This is a genomic window from Pseudomonas sp. BN417 (assembly GCF_029871205.1).
Taxonomy (GTDB): domain Bacteria; phylum Pseudomonadota; class Gammaproteobacteria; order Pseudomonadales; family Pseudomonadaceae; genus Metapseudomonas.
In genome coordinates, this window is sequence record NZ_SSOJ01000153.1 from 68,931 (window position 1) to 89,552 (window position 20,622).

17 protein-coding genes are annotated in these 20,622 nt (G+C 65.7%); 7 read left to right on the forward strand and 10 right to left on the reverse strand.

What is annotated here, in order from left to right; genetic code table 11:
* Positions 1-344 precede the first annotated feature (344 nt).
* Positions 345-1,778 (forward strand): PLP-dependent aminotransferase family protein, encoded by a 1,434-nt coding sequence (locus tag E8F11_RS24490; protein WP_280291505.1) that lies wholly within the window; start codon positions 345-347, stop codon positions 1,776-1,778.
* 169 nt (positions 1,779-1,947) lie between these two features.
* Here the strand turns inward: E8F11_RS24490 and E8F11_RS24495 are convergent, their stop codons facing one another.
* Positions 1,948-3,327, reverse strand: a complete 1,380-nt coding sequence (locus tag E8F11_RS24495; protein WP_280291506.1) for an aldehyde dehydrogenase family protein — start codon at positions 3,325-3,327, stop codon at positions 1,948-1,950.
* A 197-nt stretch (positions 3,328-3,524) separates the two neighbouring features.
* Positions 3,525-3,959: a hypothetical protein gene (locus E8F11_RS24500; RefSeq protein WP_280291507.1), complete on the reverse strand. Its 435-nt coding sequence runs from the start codon at positions 3,957-3,959 to the stop codon at positions 3,525-3,527.
* 324 nt (positions 3,960-4,283) lie between these two features.
* On the opposite strand from E8F11_RS24500, the gene E8F11_RS24505 reads away from it, so the two are divergent.
* From E8F11_RS24505 to E8F11_RS24520, 4 genes are read left to right on the forward strand one after another with little or no spacing between them, the layout of a single operon-like run.
* A complete protein-coding gene (locus E8F11_RS24505; protein WP_280291508.1) occupies positions 4,284-4,595 on the forward strand; it encodes a DUF2282 domain-containing protein in 312 nt (103 codons plus the stop codon).
* A 24-nt stretch (positions 4,596-4,619) separates the two neighbouring features.
* Positions 4,620-5,489 carry a DUF692 domain-containing protein gene (locus E8F11_RS24510; protein ID WP_280291509.1) on the forward strand — a complete coding sequence of 290 codons (870 nt, stop codon included), beginning with the start codon at positions 4,620-4,622 and terminating at the stop codon, positions 5,487-5,489.
* Positions 5,486-6,262 (forward strand): DNA-binding domain-containing protein, encoded by a 777-nt coding sequence (locus E8F11_RS24515; protein WP_280291510.1) that lies wholly within the window; start codon positions 5,486-5,488, stop codon positions 6,260-6,262. The genes E8F11_RS24510 and E8F11_RS24515 overlap by 4 nt, the downstream gene beginning before the upstream one ends.
* Positions 6,259-6,771, forward strand: a complete 513-nt coding sequence (locus E8F11_RS24520) for a DoxX family protein (RefSeq protein WP_280291511.1) — start codon at positions 6,259-6,261, stop codon at positions 6,769-6,771. Before E8F11_RS24515 ends, E8F11_RS24520 begins: the two co-directional genes overlap by 4 nt.
* A 645-nt stretch (positions 6,772-7,416) precedes the next feature.
* Here E8F11_RS24520 and E8F11_RS24525 read toward each other — a convergent pair.
* Positions 7,417-8,286, reverse strand: a complete 870-nt coding sequence (locus tag E8F11_RS24525; protein ID WP_280291512.1) for a helix-turn-helix domain-containing protein — start codon at positions 8,284-8,286, stop codon at positions 7,417-7,419.
* A 163-nt stretch (positions 8,287-8,449) separates the two neighbouring features.
* Between E8F11_RS24525 and pobA the strand changes: the two genes are divergently transcribed.
* Both pobA and E8F11_RS24535 read left to right on the forward strand, forming a co-directional pair.
* Entirely contained in the window at positions 8,450-9,634 is a 1,185-nt protein-coding gene (gene pobA / locus E8F11_RS24530) for a 4-hydroxybenzoate 3-monooxygenase (protein ID WP_280291513.1), read from the forward strand.
* A 436-nt stretch (positions 9,635-10,070) separates the two neighbouring features.
* Positions 10,071-11,198: a glycoside hydrolase family 5 protein gene (locus tag E8F11_RS24535; RefSeq protein WP_280291514.1), complete on the forward strand. Its 1,128-nt coding sequence runs from the start codon at positions 10,071-10,073 to the stop codon at positions 11,196-11,198.
* Here E8F11_RS24535 and E8F11_RS24540 read toward each other — a convergent pair.
* From E8F11_RS24540 to pqqC, 7 genes are all read right to left on the reverse strand, one after another.
* Positions 11,184-12,953, reverse strand: a complete 1,770-nt coding sequence (locus E8F11_RS24540) for an SbmA/BacA-like family transporter (protein ID WP_280291515.1) — start codon at positions 12,951-12,953, stop codon at positions 11,184-11,186. The genes E8F11_RS24535 and E8F11_RS24540 overlap by 15 nt on opposite strands.
* A gap of 631 nt (positions 12,954-13,584) precedes the next feature.
* Positions 13,585-15,279, reverse strand: a complete 1,695-nt coding sequence (locus E8F11_RS24545; protein ID WP_280291516.1) for a NahK/ErcS family hybrid sensor histidine kinase/response regulator — start codon at positions 15,277-15,279, stop codon at positions 13,585-13,587.
* On the reverse strand, positions 15,263-16,426 hold the full coding sequence (gene ercA, locus E8F11_RS24550; protein WP_280291517.1) for an alcohol dehydrogenase-like regulatory protein ErcA: 1,164 nt from the start codon (positions 16,424-16,426) through the stop codon (positions 15,263-15,265). Before ercA ends, E8F11_RS24545 begins: the two co-directional genes overlap by 17 nt.
* 210 nt (positions 16,427-16,636) lie before the next feature.
* Complete coding sequence (locus tag E8F11_RS24555; RefSeq protein ID WP_280291518.1) at positions 16,637-18,493, reverse strand: prolyl oligopeptidase family serine peptidase; 1,857 nt, start codon at positions 18,491-18,493, stop codon at positions 16,637-16,639.
* Positions 18,459-19,610, reverse strand: coding sequence for a pyrroloquinoline quinone biosynthesis protein PqqE (pqqE, locus tag E8F11_RS24560; protein WP_280291519.1), 1,152 nt, complete (start codon positions 19,608-19,610; stop codon positions 18,459-18,461). The genes E8F11_RS24555 and pqqE overlap by 35 nt, the downstream gene beginning before the upstream one ends.
* A complete protein-coding gene (gene pqqD / locus E8F11_RS24565) occupies positions 19,579-19,860 on the reverse strand; it encodes a pyrroloquinoline quinone biosynthesis peptide chaperone PqqD (protein WP_280291520.1) in 282 nt (93 codons plus the stop codon). The genes pqqE and pqqD overlap by 32 nt, the downstream gene beginning before the upstream one ends.
* Positions 19,857-20,609 carry a pyrroloquinoline-quinone synthase PqqC gene (pqqC, locus tag E8F11_RS24570; RefSeq protein WP_280291521.1) on the reverse strand — a complete coding sequence of 251 codons (753 nt, stop codon included), beginning with the start codon at positions 20,607-20,609 and terminating at the stop codon, positions 19,857-19,859. Before pqqC ends, pqqD begins: the two co-directional genes overlap by 4 nt.
* Positions 20,610-20,622: the final 13 nt, after the last annotated feature.

Genomic DNA, 20,622 nt, shown 5'->3' on the forward strand with positions numbered 1-20,622 from the left:
GGGGGACGAGCGGCATGGATGCCGCGAGAGGCGTGCGGGGCCAGGGATGGCCCCTCACGCCGGCCCCCCGGAGCAATGATGGAGCGAGGGAAGTTTGGCGAAGCCAAACCCGGATGCAGGGGCAAGCCCTTTTGGTTTCTTTTGGGGCGACTGCCAAAAGAGACTCGCCGGGAGGCGAAACAGAAACTACAAGCCGGCTCGAAAAGCCGCTTGGCTCAGGACCTTCTAGCAACACTTAATGCAGACATAGCAAATGAATTCGCCCCCACAAAAAACTGGCCGCGCCACGGAAGACAGCCTGCAATTGCGGTATTTTCTTGCCAATCCCCCGCCGGAGCCCACGCATGGAACTGCACGTCGTCATCCAGGGCAGCAAGGACCTGTCCGGGCAACTGTATCGTCAGTTGCGCGAGGCCATAGAGTCGGGTCGCCTCAAGGCCGGCACCCAGCTGCCGCCGACGCGCCTGCTGGCCGAGCAACTGGGCATCTCCCGCAAGACGGTGGCCGACACCTATGCCCTGCTCACCTACGACAACCTGCTCACCGGCAAGGTGGGTGTCGGCACCTTCGTCAACGCCCAGGCCGCTGGCCAAATCCGCAAGCAGGGGCACGAATCCCTGGCCAGCGCGGCGATCGTCGCCAAATGGCGGAACATCTCCACCGCTCTGGGTCATCCCTCGATGGACGCGGTGCTGCGCTACGACTTCATCGGCGGCGCCACCACCAGGAACCAGTTCCCCCAGGACGACTGGCGCCGTTGCGTCCAGCACGCCCTGCGCCAGACGGCCAGGTCGCGCGGACTCTACAGCCAGCCCGCCGGCCTGCCCGCCCTGCGTGACGCTATTGCCCGCCACGTGGCCTTCTCCCGCGGCGTGCGCTGCAATGCTGAGGATGTGCTGGTCTGCCACGGCGCCCAGCAGGCACTGGACCTGCTCGCCCGCGTACTGATCGAGCCCGGCTGCTGCGTGGCAGTGGAAGACCCCGGCTACCCGCCGGCGCGCCAGTTGTTCGCTGCCCAGGCCGCCGAGGTGATCGGCGTGCCGGTAGACGCCGAGGGCATCTGCGTCGACGCCATTCCTGACCATGTGCGGCTGATCTACGTGACCCCCTCGCACCAGTTCCCCCTTGGCATGGCCATGAGCCAGGCGCGGCGTGAAGCCTTGCTGGACAAGGCCCTGCGCATCGGCGCGGTGATCATCGAAGACGACTACGACTGCGAGTTCCGCTACGAAGGCCGCCCCACCGACACCCTGCAGAGCCTCGACAGCCAGGGCGCCGTGGCCTATGTCGGCACCTTCTCCAAGACCCTGCAGCCGGAATTGCGCCTGGGCTACTGCATCCTGCCGCCGGCACTGATCGAAGCCGTCACTGCCGCCAAGCAGCTCTCCGACTGGCACTGCTCCACCCTCACCCAGTGGACCCTGGCCAAGTTCATCGACGAAGGCTTCCTGCTCAAGCACATACGCCGCTGCCACGGCATCTATGCCAGCCGCCGGGAACGCATCCTCGAGCGTTTCCGGGACGACCTGGCGCCCTGGTTCGAGCTAGTGCCCTCGGTGGCCGGCTTCCACATCGCCGCCCTGGCCAAGGTGCCGATGGACATTCCGCTGCTGGTGGACCTGGCGCGCAAGGTGGACGTGGGGCTCTATGGCCTCGCCGGTTTTTCCTACAAGGCCCCGCCGCGCAATGGCCTGTTCCTCGGCTACGGCGCCATCGAAACCCTGGACCTCGACCCGGCGCTGGACCGGGTGCGGGATATCCTGGAGCAGATCGGCTGAGGCTCGCAGGCACAAGACATTGTGGGGGCGATTTCAATCGCTAAGCAGGCCGAAGGTCTGCCCTGATCGTTCCCGGGGGCAGCTTCGCTGCCCTTAGCGAATAAATTCGCCCCCACAAAAAAAAGAAAAGGGCCACCTCAGGCAGCCCTTTCTTGTTCACCCCACCAACTCAGCAACGATCTCGCCAGATGGTCTGCACATTGAGGAACTCGCGCAGGCCGAAGTGGGACAGTTCACGGCCATAGCCGCTCTTCTTCACGCCGCCAATCGGCACACGCGGGTCGGAGGCGGTGAAACCGTTGATGAACACCGCGCCGCTGACGATGCGCCGGGCGAGTTGCTGCGCCTGGGCCTGGTCTGCGGTCCAGAGCGCGCCGCCCAGGCCGAACTCGCTGTCGTTGGCCAGCTCGATGGCGTGCTCGGCATCCCGGGCAACGATCAGCGAGGCCACCGGGCCGAAGATCTCCTTGCGGAAGGAGGTCATCTCCGGGGTCACGTCCGCCAGCACGGTGGGTGCGTAGTAGTTGCCCTCGCCGTCCAGCTTGTGGCCGCCCAGCAGCAGCGTCGCGCCCTCGGCCAGGGTGGCCTGGACCTGGCCGTCAAGCTCGTCGCGCAGGTCGAAGCGGGCCATGGGGCCGACAAAGGTGGAATCGGCCTGGGGATCGCCGATCTGCAGGGCCTTGACCGCGGCTACGAAACGCTCGGTGAAGGCTTCGGCGATGGGCGCCTCGAGGATGATGCGCTTGGCGGCGATGCAGACCTGGCCAGCGTTATTGAAACGGCTGGTGACAGCCGCCTTCACCGCGGCATCCAGGTCGGCGTCGGCCAGGACGATGAAGGGGTCGGAGCCACCCAGCTCAAGCACGCACTTCTTCAGCGCCGCGCCGGCCTGGGAAGCGATTGCGGCGCCCGCACCGACACTGCCGGTCACCGCGACCACGGCGATGCGCGGGTCGGCAATGGCGACCGAGACCAGCGCGGGCTCGACATTGATCACCTCGAACACACCTTCCGGCAAGCCAGCTTCGGCCCAGGCGGTGGCCAGCAGGCGGGCGCAGCCCATCACGTTGGGCGCGTGCTTGAGCACATAACCGTTGCCGCCGAAGATGATCGGCACCGCGCCGCGCATCACCTGCCACATCGGGAAGTTCCAGGGCATCACCGCCAAGACCGGGCCCAGCGGCAGGTAGGCGACCACAGCCTTGCCGTCCTCCACCAGGGTCGGTTCGTCGGCCAGCATGGCCGGGCCGTGCTCGGCGTACCACTCGCAGAGCTTGGCGCACTTCTCGATCTCGCCACGGGACTGGCTGATGGGCATGCCCATTTCGCTGGTGGTCATCCGCGCCATGGTCTCGGCATTGGCACGCAGGGCCTTGGCCATGCGCAGCAGGCCCTCGGCACGGGCCTCGACGCTAAACTGGCTCCAGGCCTGGAAGCCACGTTGGGCGGAAGCCAGGCTGGCCTCCAGGGCAGCGGCGTCCTGGTAGGGATAACGGGCGAGTTCTTCGCCGGTGGCGGGGTTCCGGGAAATGGCGGCAGGCAGGTTCATGCTGTCCTCGTTGTACGTGAGAGCCGGTCGGGGCTCGCGATCAGTCTTGCGGTGAAAGTAAGGCAGCGACCGATTCACGTAAAACGAATAATCGAGAAGAAAGTCTTCACGAAAACAGAATGGTATGCCGAGGCTGGCAGGCCTGAGGCCTGCTTAGCGATTGAAATCGCCCCCACAAAAAGCGGGTGGCGTCGGGGTCAGGCCAGCCGACGGCTCGAATGCCCCCTGGTCATCGGCCAGCTGCGGTGCTGGTTGCTTGGTGGCTGGGTAGTGACCACATAGACCCGTTGCTCGTCCCCATGGCGAAGCAGCACGCACTGCAGCGACTTGCCGTCCGCCAGCTCGAACCAGCATGGCTCGCCGTCCAGGGTCATCTCCATGAAACGCGTCACCCGCGCCAGTACGGTGGCCGGGCTGTAGCGGCTCCAGTCTTCCGGCAGCGGACCGTCATCCAGCAGCCAGCCGGTGACAGGAAGCTCGCCCTGCTCTTCGTTGCGGCGCCCCCAGGGAATCCACACCACGCCGCACAGCGGATCATGGATGGGCAATGCCGCATCGGCATCGGGATAGTTGATGAGTTGCCGACTCCCTTCGACGGTATAGAGCCCACTGACCTCCACGGAATGACACATGACTGCCTCCCCTAGCCGAAGCAATAGTCATCGTTGCCAGTACTGCTGATGCAGGGCTGATGGTTACTGGATGTGCTTTTTCTGTTTGCCGCTGCCTGAGTTTCGTGGGCGTCCGGCAGGAGTCAAGACGCTGCGGCGGCAGCATTGACAGGAGGGCGAGAGACGCGACGAAGCGCAATGCGCAGAAATTTCTTCGCCGCGCTGTAACGCCCCGCCACCTGCCCAGTCTCCTGTTCCGAAGGCGGCATTCCCGCTCCTCTGACTAGACTGGATACGCTACGCCTCCCTACCCTCACCGACCCACCAGAAACGGAGATAACAATCATGAAAACCCCGACTTCCAGTGTCGTCTCTGCAACCGGCCTCGCCCTTGCCCTGAGCACTGCCCTCGGCCTCGCCATGGCACCGATGACTGCCCAGGCCGCCGACAACGAGAAGTGTTTCGGCGTCGCCATGAAAGGCAAGAACGACTGCGCCGCCGGCGCCGGCACCTCCTGCGCGGGCACCGCGAAGAAGGATTACCAGGGCAACTCCTGGAAGTACGTGCCGGCCGGCACCTGCGAGAAGACCGCCTCCCCCAGCTCGCCCACCGGCTTCGGCCAGCTCCAGGCCTTCAAGGAAGAGAAGAAAGGCTGACCGTCCCCGGCAGGAGCGCTGACCATGACACATTCCCCCAGCCCCCACGCTCCTGCCGGCCGCCTGCCGGCGCGGGCGGGCATCGGGCTCAAGTCCCAGCACTACCGGGACATCCTCGACACCCGCCCGGCCCTCGGCTTCTTCGAGATCCACGCCGAGAACTACATGGTGGACGGCGGTCCCTTCCACCACTATCTGGGCCTGATATGCCAGGACTACCCACTGTCCATCCATGGCGTCGGCCTCTCCATAGGCGCTGACCAGCCGCTGGATGAAGCCCACCTGGACCGTCTGGCCGCGCTGATCGAGCGCTACCAGCCGGCCTCCTTTTCCGAACACCTGGCCTGGTCCACCCACGGCGAGGTCTTCCTCAACGACCTGCTGCCGCTCGCCTACGACGAGGCCAGCCTCGCGCGGGTCTGCCGCCATATCGACGAGGTACAGACGCGCCTGAAGCGGCCGATGCTGCTGGAGAACCCGGCCACCTACCTGGAATTCGCAAGCTCCAGCCTGGACGAGGCCGAGTTCATCGCCGAAGTCGTCCAGCGCACCGGCTGCGGCCTGTTGCTGGACCTGAACAACGCCTATGTGTCCTGCATCAACCACGGTCGCAACGTCCGCGCCTACCTGGCCGCCCTGCCCCTGCACGCGGCGGGCGAAATCCACTTGGCGGGCTTCGCCGAGGACAGCGACGCCGCCGGCGACCGTCTGCTGATCGACCACCACGGCTCGCCGGTGGACGCCGCCGTCTGGGCCCTCTACGCCGAAACCCTGGAGCGCCTCGGCCCGCTGCCCACCCTGATCGAGCGGGACAACGACATCCCCTCCCTTGCCCTGCTCGCGCAGGAAGCCGCTTGCGCCGAACGGTTGTTGCGGCGGGAGGTGGCGGCATGAACCAGCACGCCTTTGCCGACGCCCTGCTCGACCCGCAACTGCCCTGCCCGCCCGGCCTGCGCACCTGGAATGGCTCCGACCCGGCGCGGCGTTTCGCGGTCTACCGCAACAATGTACTGGCCTCGCTGGTCGGCGCGCTGGCCGATAGCTTCCCGGTGGTGCAGCAACTGGTGGGCGAGGAGTTCTTTCACGCCTTGGCCCGTCACCATGTCCAGGCCGAGCCGCCACCTTCGCCCCTGCTGGCGGTCTATGGAGAAGGCTTCCCCGACTTCATCGCCGCCTACCCTCCGGCCGCCGGCCTGCCCTACCTGGCCGACGTGGCCCGGCTGGAACTGCTGCGGGTACGTGCCTACCACGCCGCTGACCTGCCACCCCTGGATACTGCGGAACTGGCCGCCGCCCTTGGTGACCCCGAGAGTCTCCCGGGCATGCGCCTGAGACTGCATCCCTCGGTAGCGACCATCAGTTCGCCCTACGCCATCGCCTCGCTCTGGGCCGCCCACCAGGGACTGCTGGACATCGCCAGCGTCGGCCCCACGCAGGCCGAGTGCGCACTGGTCCTGCGCCGCGGCCTGGAGGTGGAAGTCAGCCGGATCGGTGCGGGCGCCACGGCCTTCATCCGCGGCCTGGGCGCCGGCGTCCCCCTCGGCCAGGCGGTGGGCGCGGCGCTGGCCATCGAGCCTGGCTTCGACCTCGGCACCGCACTGGCGCAGCTCCTTGCAGGCGGCGCCATCACCCAGATCACCCTCGATAGCGGGAGTCAGTCGCAATGAACGCCACCATCCGAATCCAGCACAGTCACCTGCCGGTGAAACTGCTGCTCCAGGCCATCGAGTTGTGCAAGCGTATTCCCTACAGCCTGGTGGCCTTCGTCGCCCGCTTCTCCATCGCCGCGATCTTCTGGAAGTCCGGACAGACCAAGGTAGAAGGCCTGGCCATCGACCTGGTGGATGGCACCTTCCAGCTGGGCATGCCGCACCTCTCGGCCTCGGCCATCCCGCTGTTCGCCGAGGAATACAAGCTGCCCTTCCTCTCCCCCGAACTGGCTGCCCACGCCGCCGCCTTCAGCGAACACTTCTTCCCGCTGCTGATCCTGCTAGGTCTGGCCACGCGCTTCTCCGCCCTCGCCCTCCTCGGCATGACCCTGGTGATCCAGACCCTCGTCTACCCCGATGCCTACCCCACCCACGGCATCTGGGCCGCCAGCCTGTTGTTGCTGATCAGCCAGGGGCCAGGGGTGCTCTCGCTGGATCACCTGATTGCCCGACGCTACCAGGCCTGATTTCTCCTTGTGGGGGCGAATGAATTGGCTACGTCTGCGTTAGCTTGCAGAACCGAATAGAAGCGTCTACTACGGGCCTTTAAGGCCTCCTCGCTTGCTGATGCATCCCTCACCCCCGACCCCTCTCCCAGAGGTAGAGGGGTGACTCGCGCCTGACAGGACGCGGCAATCCTGATGCCTGCTCATTGTCTGAACCTGTGCAGCAGAGGTGGGGCAGCGACTCTGCCCCGTCAGGAGGCCGAGCGGAAGCGTTGCGCAGGGGGAGGAGCGGCATGGATGCCGCGAGAGGCGTGCGGGGCCAGGGATGGCCCCTCACGCCGGGCCCCCGGAGCAATGATGGAGCGAGGGAAACGCAGTAACAGCCGAAGGCTGGTCACCCGGCGTAGCCGGGCCGGATGCAGGGGCAAGCGTTCTTGGTTACTTCTGGGGCGACTGCCAGAAGTGACTCGCCGGGAGGCGAAACAGGGACTCGCAGCCGACTCGATAAGCAGCTCGGCTCAGGACGCTCTAGCAACACTTAACGCAGACATAGCCAATTCATTCGCCAAGGGCGGCTCAGCTGCCCCCTTGACGGACCGATGGGCAGTCCTTCGGACTGCTTGGCGAATGAATTCGCCCCTACAGGTTTCACACCGGTTCACCACCTCAGCGAGCAATGCGGAATTCCTTCGGCGACCGCCCCGTCCCGCGCTTGAAGAAGCGCGAGAAATACGCAGGCTCGGAAAAGCCCAGACTGTCCGACACCTGGTTCACCGTCATCGCCGTGTAGACCAGGCAGCGCTTGGCCTCCAGCAGCAGGCGCTGGTTGATCATCTGCAGTGCCGACTGCCCGGCCAGGCGTCGGCACAGGGCATTGAGATGGGCGGCGCTTATCCCCAGGTGCTGGGCGTATTGCTCGATGGGCAGGTGTTCGCGGAAGTGCTGCTCCAGCAGCCGGGTGAACTCCTGCAGGTGCAGGCGGCCGCGGTCGTGCTGCTGGGCGTCGGACTGGGATAGCGCCAAAGAGCGCCGGCCGATCCAGACCAACAGCACGCTGATCAGCGATTGCAGCATCAGCTCACGGCCCGGCGCCTGCTGGGCGTACTCGCGGCTGATGGCCTCGAACAGAGTGTCCAGGTAGGGCTGGCTGTCGCCGGCGGCAAAGCAGGCCGGGGTGAACAGCGCCTGGCTGTCGAGCAGGCCGGCCACCTGCTCCACGAGCGGCAGGGCCAGCGTCAGGACATGGCCGTCGACATCAACGGAGAAGCGGAAACCGTGTACGCAGAGGGCCGGCACCACCTGCAAGGACGCAGAGTCGATGCGGTTCACCCGCCCTTCCACCTCCAGCTCGGCGCTGCCGGAACGCACATAGAGCAGCTGCACCAGGTCACCGTGGCGATGGGGCTTGATCTCCCACTCGTGCAAACGGCTGCGCGCTTCGATGGACTCCCAGTGGATCAGGTCCGGCGTCGGCCAGGCGGCGGTCTCACCGTAGAGTTTGAACACCGGGACGGGCGTGACGGCTGGTCTGGACACGGGAGCCTCCGAATGCGCGAATCCGCGAAAAGTCCATGAACGTCATTGGATATTGCCTTCAAACCTAAGAGCCATCCACCAAAAATACAGGAGCCAAAACAACACCAGGTGAGTCGGGACTGCCTAGTACCCGCCATCGGAACTCTTTGAGAGGACAACAACAATGAAGACCCAGGTCGCCATCATCGGCGCCGGCCCGTCCGGCCTGCTCCTCGGCCAGCTGCTGCACAAGGCTGGAATCGACAACGTCGTGATCGAACGCCAGAGCCCGGACTACGTCCTCGGCCGCATCCGCGCCGGGGTGCTGGAACAGGGCATGGTCGACCTGCTGCGCGAAGCCGGCGTCAGCGCGCGCATGGATCATGAAGGCCTGGTGCACGACGGCTTCGAACTGGCTTTCGACGGCCGCCGCGAACACATCGACCTCAAGGGCCTGACAGGCGGCAAGACGGTGATGATCTACGGCCAGACCGAGGTCACCCGCGACCTGATGGAGGCCCGCGCCGCCTCGGGCGCGCGCAGCTTCTACAACGCCGCCCGGGTCCAGCCCCACGACCTGAAGGGCGATGCGCCCTACGTCACTTTCGAGCAGGACGGCGAGCAGTTCCGCCTGGATTGCGACTACATCGCCGGCTGCGACGGCTTCCATGGCGTGTCGCGCAAATCCATCCCGGCCGGGGTGCTCAGGGAGTTCGAACGGGTCTACCCCTTTGGCTGGCTCGGCGTGCTGGCCGACACCCCGCCGGTGAGCGACGAACTGATCTACGCCAACCACGAGCGCGGCTTCGCCCTGTGCAGCATGCGTTCGCCCACCCGCACCCGCTATTACGTGCAGGTCTCGGCTGAGGAAAGGGTCGAGGACTGGTCCGACGAGCGCTTCTGGGAAGAGCTGAAAAGCCGCCTGCCGGAGCAAACCGCGGCGAAGCTGGTCACCGGCCCCTCCATCGAGAAGAGCATCGCCCCCTTGCGCAGCTTCGTGGTGGAGCCCATGCAGTACGGTCGCCTGTTCCTGCTGGGCGACGCCGCCCACATAGTCCCGCCCACCGGTGCCAAAGGCCTGAACCTGGCCGCCAGCGACGTCAACACCCTGTACCGCATCCTGCTGAAGGTCTACGCCGAGGGCCGCACCGAGTTGCTGGAGCAGTACTCCGCCATCTGCCTGCGGCGCATCTGGAAGGCCGAGCGCTTCTCCTGGTGGATGACCTCGCTGCTGCATCGCTTCCCGGAAACCGACGCCTTCGGCCGCCGCATGCAGCAGACCGAACTGGACTACTACGTGGGCTCCGAGGCCGGTCGCAAGACCATTGCGGAGAACTATGTCGGCTTGCCCTATGAGGCGATTGGTTGAGGGCCACCATGGGCCTCGCTCCCCACTCCCTATAGAGCCTCAGGGATACCGGGCCCAGCAGGGAGCTGCCAGGGGCAGCGGCATCGATCGTTGGGCTTCGTTTCTCTCAGCCGCAACCTACGGTTGCAATGTGGGTAACGGACTCGGGTACCACGGTAGGTTGGGCTGAGCGTAGCGAAGCCCAACGAAACAACTCCCCTCCGGGCAGATAGCCCGGCGCCTCGAGCTCTGACCAACCGTGGGTTTGTCGCGGTCGACTCTGGCAGCCGTCCGCCCATGACCTAGGCTTGCACAGGCAATCCGGAAGAATTCCAGAGACTCGGGAAGGGAGCAGCGCAACAAGGGATTGGCCGAAACAGGGCCGGCATTTCCCAGAGCCCGGAGTGATTCTGTCCTCGTTGTTCATGCAGTTCATGCAGATCATAGGAGTGCAGTCATGGAGCAAGAGATCCCTACTCACGCCAACCCCGGCAAGAAGCTGCGCGGGGTGAACCTGGGCGGCTGGCTGGTTCTGGAGAAATGGATGACCCCCAGCCTGTTCGAAGGCTTGCAGGCCACCGATGAAACCACCTGGTGCGCCGAGATGGGCGCACGTGCCCCGGAGAGGCTCAAGCAGCACTGGAACAGCTTCATCACCCGCGATGACTTCGTCTGGCTGCACGAGCGAGGCATCAATGCCGTGCGCATTCCACTCGGCCACTGGATCTTCGGCCCGGATTACCCCTACCACCGCACCTACGGCGACAACCCCCACCCTTTCGTCGAGGGTGGAATCGAGGTACTCGACCGGGCGTTTGCCTGGGCGGACGAATTCCAGCTGAGGATAGTCCTGGACCTGCACGCCGCCCCCGGCTGCCAGAACGGTTTCGATAACGGCGGGATCAAGGATGTCTGCGAATGGCACACCCAGGCGCAATATCGCGAGCACTCGCTGAATGTGCTGGAACGCCTGGCCGAGCGTTATCACGGCGAGCCCAGCCTGCATGCCATCGAGGTGCTCAACGAACCGCGCTGGGATGTGCCGACCGATTACCTGAAAAGTTACAACCTTGACGCCTACCAGCGCATTCGCCGGTACTGCAAGGCCGAGCAGGTCAGCGTGGTCTTCCATGACGGCTTCCGCCCGTTCGAGCAGTACCTGGGTTTCATGCAGTCGCCGGAATTCTCCAACGTGGTCTTCGATATCCATCGCTACCAGTGCTTCGAGCGCTGCGACATCGACAGCGACATCTATACCCACGTGCACAAGGCCAGCGGCCTATGGAAAACCGAAGCCGACGGGATCATCGAGCAACTGGGGCTGCCGACCTATTGCGGCGAATGGAGCCTGGGCCTCGACCTGAAAGTGGTCTCGCTCTGGGCCGCGGGGCCGTTCAACCACGCCCTGGAAAGCATGGACAGCTTCCAGAAGGACGTCGCCTATCGCGGCTATGCCGCCGCCCAGTTGCTGACCTTCGAAAAGTACCTGGGCTGGTTCTTCTGGAGCTACAAGACCGAAACCACGCCAGCCTGGTGTTTTCGCGAATGCGTCCAGCGCGGCTGGTTGCCTTCAACCTTTTCTTAGCGCCCGCAGTGGCGTGCCATAACCGAGGAACTTCTCCTCCTGCGGCAGGTGATTGAGCAGGAGCTTGCGCTGGTAGTGACGGTCGAGGCCGGTCTGGAAACTGATGGCCAGCAGCGTCGCGTCGGGCAGTTCGCGGTGCAGCATGTCCATCAGGTACTCCTCGCCCTTGGGCTCGAAGACACTGGTCGCCTCTTCGATGAACACCCAGGACGGCTGCTGCAGGAACAACCTGGCAATGCCCAGCTGCTGCTGTGTGCGCAGTGGCAACACGCTGTGCCAGTTGTCGACCTCGTCCAGCCGCGCGGCCAGCCAGGCGATCCCGGCGCACTCCAGGGCACGCTGCATGGCACTGGCAGCGAAGGTACCCACCGGCTGCGGATAGCTCAGCACCGATTGCAGGCTGCCAGGCGGCAGGAATGGTCGTTGCGGCAAGAAACAGATTGGCGGCCCCGCCGGCAACGCGACCTCGCCATGCCCCCACGGCCACAACCCGGCCAGCACCTTGAACAGGCCGATGGTGATCGCCGGATCGCCGGATATCAGCACCCGCTCACCACGCTGGATCACTTCGTTGAGGCCCTCGATCAGAATCTTCCCGTCGGGATTGGAGATGCACAGGTCACGCAGCACCAGTTGCGCCTGGTTCGATTGCGCCAGGCTGATGCGGTGCTCCTGCCGCATGGCGGCCTGTTCTTCCAGCTGCAGCAGGTCGTTGTAGAGGCTCATCACCCGGTCCGCGGAAGCCCGGCAGCGGGCCAGCTCGGGAAGGTTGTCGATCGGCCAGGAGAGTGCCGAGGTCAACTGCTGGAAGGCTTGCGCGGCCTGCATCAACACCCCCAGGGTCATGCTGCCGGCAATGTACTGGGGCGCCATGACCAGGATCGGGAACACCGGCAACAGCACGCCGTAACCCGATGTGAACGACACGATTCCCAGAAAGGCGAGGGTCTGCCGATACCAGCGGTGGCCCAGTTCGGCGAAAACGGCCGTCGAACTGCGCCGCTCGACTTCTTCGCCCTGCATCAGCGCGATCGACTCGGAGCGTTCCCGCGCATGAGCCAGGCCGAAGCGGAAATTCGCCTCCGCGGTCTGCAGCTTGTTGGTCGCCTTGACCAGCGGCCGTCCGAGCAGCAGCCCGAACAAGGCGCCGCCCCCCGCGTAGGCGAACGCCAGGATGACCATGTAACCCGGAACCAGCATGCCGGTGCCGGGAATACTGGCGCTGCCGGTAACCTTCAGCAGGATGCCGACGAAACTGCCGAAGATCAGCAGCGAGTAGACCAGCGAGTGAATCAGGGCGATCGTGCTGCCGGTCACCACCTGGATGTCTTCGGCGATACGGCCATCCGGGTTGTCATGCTCGCCTTCGGTCAACTGCAACTGGTAGTGATGCCCATGGGCCATCCACCGGTCGAGGACCTTTGCCGTCAGCCATTTGCGCCAATCCAGCTGTAACCAGCGCTTGACCTGCATATGCAGCGCCGTGACGCCCACGGTGAGCAGGAGGATCACCACGAAGGTGCCGATCTGCACCATCAGGCGGCTCAGCGACTTCGCTTCCAGGGCATCGAAGAGCGCGCGGTTCCAGTAGTTCATCCAGATCACCAGGCCGACCTGGGCCAGGGTGAGCAGCAGCAGAGCCAGGGAGAAGCCGCGCGCCTTCCACTTCTGTTCGGAATTCCAGTACGGCATGGCCAGGCGCAGGAACTGCCAGCGCGATTTCGACGGTTGCCGAATTGCTGCCAACCGGGCCATCTAGCCGCTACTCCGCGCGGCGCGCCGGCGCTGCCGCTGATTCGCCAGGCCATGAGGCACAGCGGCACCTTCGAGCAGGCGCAGGCTGAGAATGTCGGGCTGTTGGCGGGTCCGGCTGGCACCACGACCGTGCGCGGTGCTGCGTACCCTCCACAACAAAGGGATATGCGTACCCGCCCCTTCAATTGGCAGAAAAATCATCAGACCCCCTGCTGCTAGAGGCCGGAGCCTCAGGTTACTCAGCGTACTCCGGGGAGTGCGTCGTCTACCCTGTGTAACTTTTAGTAGTCGGCCAGGGCATTACCGCGAGGCGCAACGGCGCTCTGAGAGCGAACGTCGGCCGGTGATGGAGTTGGCGGCTCGTTGAGCTCTGCGCTGGGCTGCACCAGGTAAGTTTCATTCAAGCACAGGGAACCCGACCCGCACGGTTGTTCCGGACATTCGAGCGCGCCCGGCCGACAGAGGTGACAGTGGAAGTCGACCGGCAGGCGGGACGAATCGTCCGGATTAGCCCTGTCGCGGTGCGCGTGGAGCACCGTGTGGCCAAGGATTCCGGGGGCAGACCTGCGGTCTGCTATCGCGAATGAATTCGCTCCCACAGCGAATTCGCACACGAAGCATCGGGATCGCCTCAGCCCGCCTTGCCGATCAGCTGGCTGATCACCGCCCGCAACTTGCCGGGCTTCACCGGTTTGTTCAACAAGGGAACGCCGGGACTTCTCAGGTCGCGGCGGCACTGGTCGCTGCGGTCGGCCGTGATGATCACCGCCGGAAGCTCGCGGGCGAAGTGCTGGCGCAAGGCCTGGATCAGGTCGCAGCCGACCACGCCGTGGTCCAGGTGGTAGTCGACCAGGATCAGGTCCGGCGCCTGGCCCTGCAGCGCCTCCAGCGCACCGTCGAGGTCGGTCGCGGTGAGCACCTGGCAGCCCCACTGGCCAAGCAATGCGGCCATGCTCTCGAGAATCCCCGGTTCGTTGTCCACCACCAGCAGGCGCTGGCCAGGCAACGGGTCGCCGGTCACCGGCCGCGCTTCCAGCTTCGGCTGTACCTGCGCTGGCGCCTCCGCCAGGGGAACTTCGATGCTGAACACCGAGCCGTGCCCCAGCTGCGAGCGCACCTCCACCCGGTACAGCAGCATGCTGGCGATACGGTCCACTATCGCCAGGCCCAGGCCAACGCCCTTGCGCTCCGCGGCACGGCCCACGTCCAGCTGGTTGAATTCGAGGAAGATCGCCTGCAACTGGTCCGCCGGTATTCCCCGCCCGCTGTCCCAGACTTCCAGCCGCAGCCGGTCGCCCCGGCGGCGGGCGCCGAGCAGGATGCGCCCGCGCTCGGTATAGCGGCAGGCATTGCTGAGGAAGTTGCGCAGGATGCGCGTCAGCAGGCGGAAGTCGGTGTTGATGCATAGATGCGGAATGCGCACCCGCAGCCCCAGCCCGGCGGCGTCGGCCACGCTCTGGAACTCCGAGGCCAGGGGGCCGAGCACCTCATCCAGCGAGTAGACGTCCAGGTCCGGCTTGATCGCGCTCTGGTCAAGCTTGGAGATGTCCAGCAGGTCGGTGAGCAGGTCCTCGGCACCCTCCAGCGCCTGGTGGGTGCGCTCCACCAGTTGCTGCTCGGCCGCCGGCAGCTTGCGCTCGCGCAGGGTCGAGACCAACAGGCGCGCGGCATTGAGCGGCTGCAACAGGTCGTGGCTGGCGGCGGCCAGGTACTTGTCCTTGCTCAGGTTGGCAGCCTCGGCGGCGTCCCGCGCTTCGCGCAATTGCTCGTTCAGCCCCTGCAACTCGCGGGTGCGCGCCAGTACCCGTTGCTCCAGTTCGTCATTGAGGGTCTGCAGGCGTTGCTGGGCCAGGATGCGCTCGGTGATATCGGCGACGAAACCTTCCACCAACCCTTCTTCATCAGGCTTGAGCAAGAGGTTCATCAGCACGTCCACATGGCTGCCGTCCTTGCGCCTGAGCCGTGTCTCGTAGCCGAACAACCCGCCTTCCCGTTGCAGAGCGCGGCGAATCCGCGCCAGCTCGGCGGCGCCACCGACGAACAGCTTGTCGGCCAGTTCCACCAGCGGCCAAAGGCAATCCTGCGGCGAGTCGTAACCGAGCATCTGCGCCAGGGCCGGGTTGGCGGCACGCATGCCATCCTGCAGGCTGGCCTGGAAGATGCCGTGCACCGCGTGTTCGAACAGCCATTTGTAGCGGTTGCGCTCGGTCTCCAGCTCCTCCAGCCGCGCCAGCAGCTCGGGATAGTGGCTCTTGCGCGCGGAATGGCTGCCCAGGCCGAGCAGCCCGGTAAGGGCCTCGCGCTGCTCGTCAGAGGGCCTCGGCATAGACCACCTCGACATCCCGCTGGCTGGATTCGCGCGGGTTGGTGAGGATGCAGGGATCGTCCATGGCGTGACGTGACAGGAACGGAATGTCCGAAGTGCCGACGCCGTGCAGGCGCAGGGTCTCGTGGAAGCCGACTGCGTGTTTGAGGGTCACCAGGTGTTCCACCAGGCGTTGGCGCACCTGGTTCTGGGTCAGGCCGCGGCAATCGATGCCGAAGGTCTCGGCGATCACCTTGAAGCGTTCCGGCGCGGCGCTGTAGTTGAACGCCACCACATGTTCCACCAGCGCCGCATTGCACAGGCCGTGAGGCAGGTCGAGGAAGCCCCCGAGGCTGTGGGACATGGCGTGCACCGCACCGAGAATGGCGTTGGAGAAGGCCAGGCCGGCCTGCATGCTGCCGAGCATGATCTTCTCGCGCAGGGCGATGTCCTGGGGATTGGCGATCATCGCCACCAGGTTGCCGTTGATCAGGCGCATGGCCTCCAGTGCATGGGGGTCGGTGAGCGGCCCGTGGCCGGTGGAGACGAAGGCCTCGATGGCGTGCACCAGGGCATCGATGCCGGTACAGGCGGACAGGAAGGGGTCCATGCTCAGCGTGGTTTCCGGGTCGATCAGCGACACGTCCGGCACCACCGCCTTGCTGACGATGGAGAACTTCATCCGCTCCTGCTGGTTGGAGATGATCACGAACTGCGAGACATCGGCCGAGGTGCCGGCCGTGGTGGGGATCAGGATCAGCGGCGGGCTGGGCACGCTGAGGGTGTCCACCCCTTCGAACTCGAGAATGCTGCGGCCATGGGCGGCAACTATGCCGATGCCCTTGGCACAATCCATGGGGCTGCCGCCGCCCACGGCGACAATCACGTTGCAGCCCATGGCGCGGTAGATCTCGGCGCCCTGCATCACCTCCTCCACGCGGGGGTTGGGCGATACCTGGGTGTAGAGGCAATAGTCGATGCCCTGGGCCTGGAGGCTGGCCTCCACATCGGCGACCCAGCCGGCGGCCTGCACGCCGGGGTCGGACACCACCAACACCTTGCGCGCGCCGAAGGTGCTGGCGTAGTTGCCGACGTTGTGCCGACAACCGGCGCCGAAAATGATCTCGGGAGAAACGAACTTGCGAAGCAGGCTGATATCGTGACGCATCAATCGGCTCTTTTTTGTAGTTATGGGGTGAGTAGGACCCAGCCTACTGGATTCACGGGCCATTTCAATCAGACCTTGGGAGCTGGTGGTCAGTCTTCTCTTGTGGGGGCGAATTCATTCGCTAAGGGCAGCGCAGCTGCCCCCTTGGGCTCCTATTGGCAGACCTGCGGTCTGCTTAGCGATTGAAATCGCCCCCACAAGGTTCCCCCTTCAGCCACCGAGCAACCCCCGATAGAACGCCAGTTCTGCCTCCAGCGCATGGGCCAGATTGGCCGCGTGGCGGAAGCCATGCCGCTCTTCGGGATAGACGTGGCACTCCACCTGCTGCCCTGCCTCGCGCAGGGCCTCGACCATGCTGGCGGTCTGCGCCGGCACCACCACCGCGTCCTGCCCGCCCTGGAAGAAGATCAGCGGCCGGACGATTTCCCTTGCCCGCAGCAAGGGCGTGCGTTGCCGATAGCGTTCGGCGTCCCGCTGCGGGTCGCCGATCAGCCAGTCCAGGTAGTCGGCCTCGAACTTGTGGGTCTTCTCCCGCAGCACCCGCGGATCGCTGACCCCGTAATAGCTGGCACCACCGGCAAAGGGCGTATCCCCCACCAGGGCCAACAGAGTGGTGAAGCCTCCGGCGCTGGAGCCACGGATGAAGGCCCTGGCCGGGTCCACCCATCCCAGCTCGCCGAGATGCAGAAGCAATGCCTTGGCATCTTCCACGTCCAACTCTCCCCAGCCACCAGCGAGCCGCTGCCGGTAGGCCCGGCCATAGCCGCTGCTGCCCCGGTAATCCAGGTCGGCCACGGCGAACCCGCGCTGGGTCCAGAACTGGATACGTGGGTCCAGCACCGGCTGGCAGGCGGACGTAGGCCCGCCATGGCAGAACACCAGCAAGGGCGGACGCTGGGCTTCCGGAGCCCGGTAGACGCTGTTGCGGGGCGGATAGAAAAAGGCATTGGCCCACTCTCCGGCCCCTACGGCGAAACGCAGGGGCCGCGGCCGGGAGATCTCCTCCGGCGGCAGCCCTGCGCCACCACTAGCCAGAACCCGTATGGCGCCGCTGGCACGGTCGATGGCCAGCACGGCGCTGCTGCTTTCCGGGCCGGCGGCAATGCAGAAGTAGCACCCTGCATCCGCCGCCAGCTGGCGAAAGCGGCTATAGCCGCTAGCCAAGGGTTCGTCGGCGGCATCGGCCAGATAGCCTTGGCCGTTCTCCAGCCAGGTGCGCAAGCCAGCCTCGGGCAAGTGATTGCAGACGCCCAGCTGCCAGGGGGCCGATGCGTGGTCCGCCTGCCTGGCGGCCAGGGGCCGCAGGCCATCCGCCTGCAGACACCAGGGTTGCCACCAGCCATTGCGGTCGCTGAGGCAATGCAGGCTCCCCTCGGCATCGAAGTGCGGCTGCTGCAGGGACTCGCCGCCCTCCCCGCCCGCGACGATTTCAGCTGTTCCCCAGGTCCCATCCTGGCGCCTGCGCAGGCAAAGCCGTGTTTCCGTCCAGGGCTGCGCCGGCCGGCTCCATTCGATCCAGGCCAGGCAACGGCCATCCGGGCTGATGCGCGGAGCGGCATAGAAGTCGGCGCCCTCGGCCAATACCTGTCGGCTCCCATCGGCCAGGGCGATGGCCACCAGCCTATGGCTCGCCAGCTCTTCCTCCACCGCCAGCACGGCACCGACCTGTTCCCAGGGCCAGAGGTCGCCATAGCGACACGGGGAGTTGCCGGTCAGGGGCCGAGGCGCTCCGCCCAGAGTCTGGAGATGGAGCTGCTGGTCCGCCTCGTTGACGAAAACCACTGCGTCCGCCACCAGGCAAAAGGCGCCGCCACCGTACTCGTAGACCCGGCTGCGCAGGGAGAAACCGGCGGGTGTCAGGCAGCGGGCCGCGCCCGCCTGCCAGTACCACAGGGTGGTGCGGCCATCGGCGGGGTCGAACAGGCTCCAGAACAGTCCGGCTGCGCCGACCCGCAGCTCGGAGAAGTCGCAGCTGGCGGCGACTGCCCGCTCCGCGCTCCAGGGACTGTCCCAGAAACCGAAGGCACGGGTTTCAGGCACGGCAGATGATGTTCGAGGTGCGCTCATTGCGGTAGGTCAGTTGCTCCAGTTCCAGGGGAGCATGCTCCGCCTGCTCCCGCGCCGCCAGGATCTTGCCGTGGTGGGCCGACTTGGCGCAGACCGGGTCGGCATTGCTGGCATCGCCGGTGAGCAGGAAGGCCTGGCAGCGGCAGCCGCCGAAGTCCTTCTCCTTCTCGTCGCAGGAGCGGCAGGGCTCGGGCATCCAGTCGTAGCCGCGAAAGCGGTTGAAGCCAAAGGACTCGTACCAGATGTGGCGCAGGCTGTGCTCGCGCACACTGGGGAACTGCACCGGCAGCTGGCGCGCACTATGGCAGGGCAGCGCGGTGCCGTCAGGGGTGATGTCGAGGAACAGGTTGCCCCAGCCGTTCATGCAGGCCTTCGGGCGCTCCTCGTAGTAATCCGGGGTGACGAAGATCAGCTTGCAGGGGTGGTTCTGTGCCGCCAGTTTTTCCCGGTACTGGTTGGTGATGCGCTCGGCGCGCTGCAGCTGTTCGCGGGTCGGCAGCAGCCCGGCGCGGTTCAGTTCGGCCCAGCCGTAGAACTGGCAGGTGGCGAGTTCGACGAAGTCCGCCTCCAGCTCCAGGCACAACTCGATGATGCGCTCGATGCTGTCGATGTTGTGCCGGTGGGTGACGAAGTTCAGCACCATCGGGTAGCCCTGGGCCTTCACCGCGCGGGCCATGGCCAGTTTCTGGGCGAAGGCCTTGCGCGAACCTGCCAGCAGGTTGTTCACCTCCTCGTCGGCGGCCTGGAAGCTGATCTGGATATGGTCCAGGCCGGCGTCCTTGAAGGCAGCCATGCGCGCTTCGGTCAGGCCGATGCCGGAGGTGATCAGGTTGGTGTAGTAGCCCAGCTCGCGGGCGGCGCGGATCAGCACCTCCAGGTCCTGGCGTACCAGCGGCTCGCCGCCGGAAAACCCCAGTTGCGCGGCCCCCAGTTCGCGGGCCTGGCGGAACACCTCGATCCACTGCGCGGTGGTCAGCTCCTCGCCCTGCCTGGAGAAGTCCAGCGGGTTGGAGCAGTAGGGGCACTGCAGCGGGCAGCGGTAGGTCAGCTCGGCCAGCAACCAGAACGGCGGCCCCGGCTGGGTGTCAGGCTTCGAGTTGCAACCAGAACTGGGCATGGGCCACCTCGATGAAAGCCAATATGTCTTCGTCCAGGCCGGGCACGTCGGGGAAGCGCCGGCGCAGGTCGAGAATGATCTGCGCCACCGAGCGCTGGCCGTCCACCAGGCGCAGGATCTCCCCCGCGCTTTCGTTCAGCCGCACCATGCCCTCTGGGTAAAGCAGCACATGGCAGCCCTGGGCCGGCTCCCATTGCAGGCGGAAGCCGCGACGCAGGTTGGGCACCTGATGTCGATTGAAGTCGCTCATAGGGCGATCCCCCGGTGCCAGACCCGCTCGCGGGTCACGGTGTGGTAAGGCGGACGCGCAAGCTCAAAGGCCATGCTCATGGCGTCGAGCATGCTCCAGAGCACGTCCAGCTTGAATTGCAGGATCTCCAGCATGCGCTGCTGGGCCTCGAAGGTGCGGTAGTGCGCCAGGGTGATGCGCAGGCCGTGCTCCACGTCACGGCGCGCTTCCTTCAGGCGCTTGCGGAAATAGTCGTAACCGGCCGGGTCGATCCAGGGGTAGTGCTGCGGCCAGGCATCCAGCCGCGACTGGTGGATCTGCGGAGCGAACAGCTCGGTCAGGGAGCTGCTGGCCGCTTCCTGCCAGCTGGCGCGGCGGGCGAAGTTGACGTAGGCGTCCACCGCGAAGCGCACGCCGGGCAGCACCAGTTCCTGGGACAGCACCTGCTCACGCTCCAGCCCCACCGCCTCGGCCAGACGCAGCCAGGCCTCGATGCCGCCTTCCTCGCCGGGGGCGCCGTCGTGGTCAAGGATGCGCTGGATCCATTCGCGGCGGGTGTCGCGGTCCGGGCAGTTGGCGAGAATGGCGGCGTCCTTCAGCGGGATGCTCACCTGGTAGTAGAAACGGTTGGCCACCCAGCCCTGGATCTGCTCGCGGCTGGCGCGGCCCTCGTACATGGCACGGTGGTAGGGATGGTGGATGTGGTAGCAGGCGCCCTTGGCGCGCAGGGCCTGCTCGAATTCCGCGGGAGTCATGGCGTGCTGGCTCATGCTCGGAGTCCTC

What these genes read in the sequence shown, in the direction of transcription:
- E8F11_RS24515 (WP_280291510.1), top strand. Translation starts at nt 5,486, where the DNA reads ATGAACCAGCACGCCTTTGCCGACGCCCTGCTCGACCCGCAACTGCCC.
- pobA (WP_280291513.1), top strand. Translation starts at nt 8,450, where the DNA reads ATGAAGACCCAGGTCGCCATCATCGGCGCCGGCCCGTCCGGCCTGCTC.
- E8F11_RS24510 (WP_280291509.1), top strand. Translation starts at nt 4,620, where the DNA reads ATGACACATTCCCCCAGCCCCCACGCTCCTGCCGGCCGCCTGCCGGCG.
- pqqE (WP_280291519.1), bottom strand. Translation starts at nt 19,610, where the DNA reads ATGCCCAGTTCTGGTTGCAACTCGAAGCCTGACACCCAGCCGGGGCCG.
- ercA (WP_280291517.1), bottom strand. Translation starts at nt 16,426, where the DNA reads ATGCGTCACGATATCAGCCTGCTTCGCAAGTTCGTTTCTCCCGAGATC.
- E8F11_RS24540 (WP_280291515.1), bottom strand. Translation starts at nt 12,953, where the DNA reads ATGGCCCGGTTGGCAGCAATTCGGCAACCGTCGAAATCGCGCTGGCAG.
- E8F11_RS24500 (WP_280291507.1), bottom strand. Translation starts at nt 3,959, where the DNA reads ATGTGTCATTCCGTGGAGGTCAGTGGGCTCTATACCGTCGAAGGGAGT.
- E8F11_RS24495 (WP_280291506.1), bottom strand. Translation starts at nt 3,327, where the DNA reads ATGAACCTGCCTGCCGCCATTTCCCGGAACCCCGCCACCGGCGAAGAA.
- E8F11_RS24545 (WP_280291516.1), bottom strand. Translation starts at nt 15,279, where the DNA reads ATGCCGAGGCCCTCTGACGAGCAGCGCGAGGCCCTTACCGGGCTGCTC.
- E8F11_RS24555 (WP_280291518.1), bottom strand. Translation starts at nt 18,493, where the DNA reads ATGAGCGCACCTCGAACATCATCTGCCGTGCCTGAAACCCGTGCCTTC.
- E8F11_RS24520 (WP_280291511.1), top strand. Translation starts at nt 6,259, where the DNA reads ATGAACGCCACCATCCGAATCCAGCACAGTCACCTGCCGGTGAAACTG.
- E8F11_RS24505 (WP_280291508.1), top strand. Translation starts at nt 4,284, where the DNA reads ATGAAAACCCCGACTTCCAGTGTCGTCTCTGCAACCGGCCTCGCCCTT.
- E8F11_RS24490 (WP_280291505.1), top strand. Translation starts at nt 345, where the DNA reads ATGGAACTGCACGTCGTCATCCAGGGCAGCAAGGACCTGTCCGGGCAA.
- E8F11_RS24535 (WP_280291514.1), top strand. Translation starts at nt 10,071, where the DNA reads ATGGAGCAAGAGATCCCTACTCACGCCAACCCCGGCAAGAAGCTGCGC.
- pqqC (WP_280291521.1), bottom strand. Translation starts at nt 20,609, where the DNA reads ATGAGCCAGCACGCCATGACTCCCGCGGAATTCGAGCAGGCCCTGCGC.
- pqqD (WP_280291520.1), bottom strand. Translation starts at nt 19,860, where the DNA reads ATGAGCGACTTCAATCGACATCAGGTGCCCAACCTGCGTCGCGGCTTC.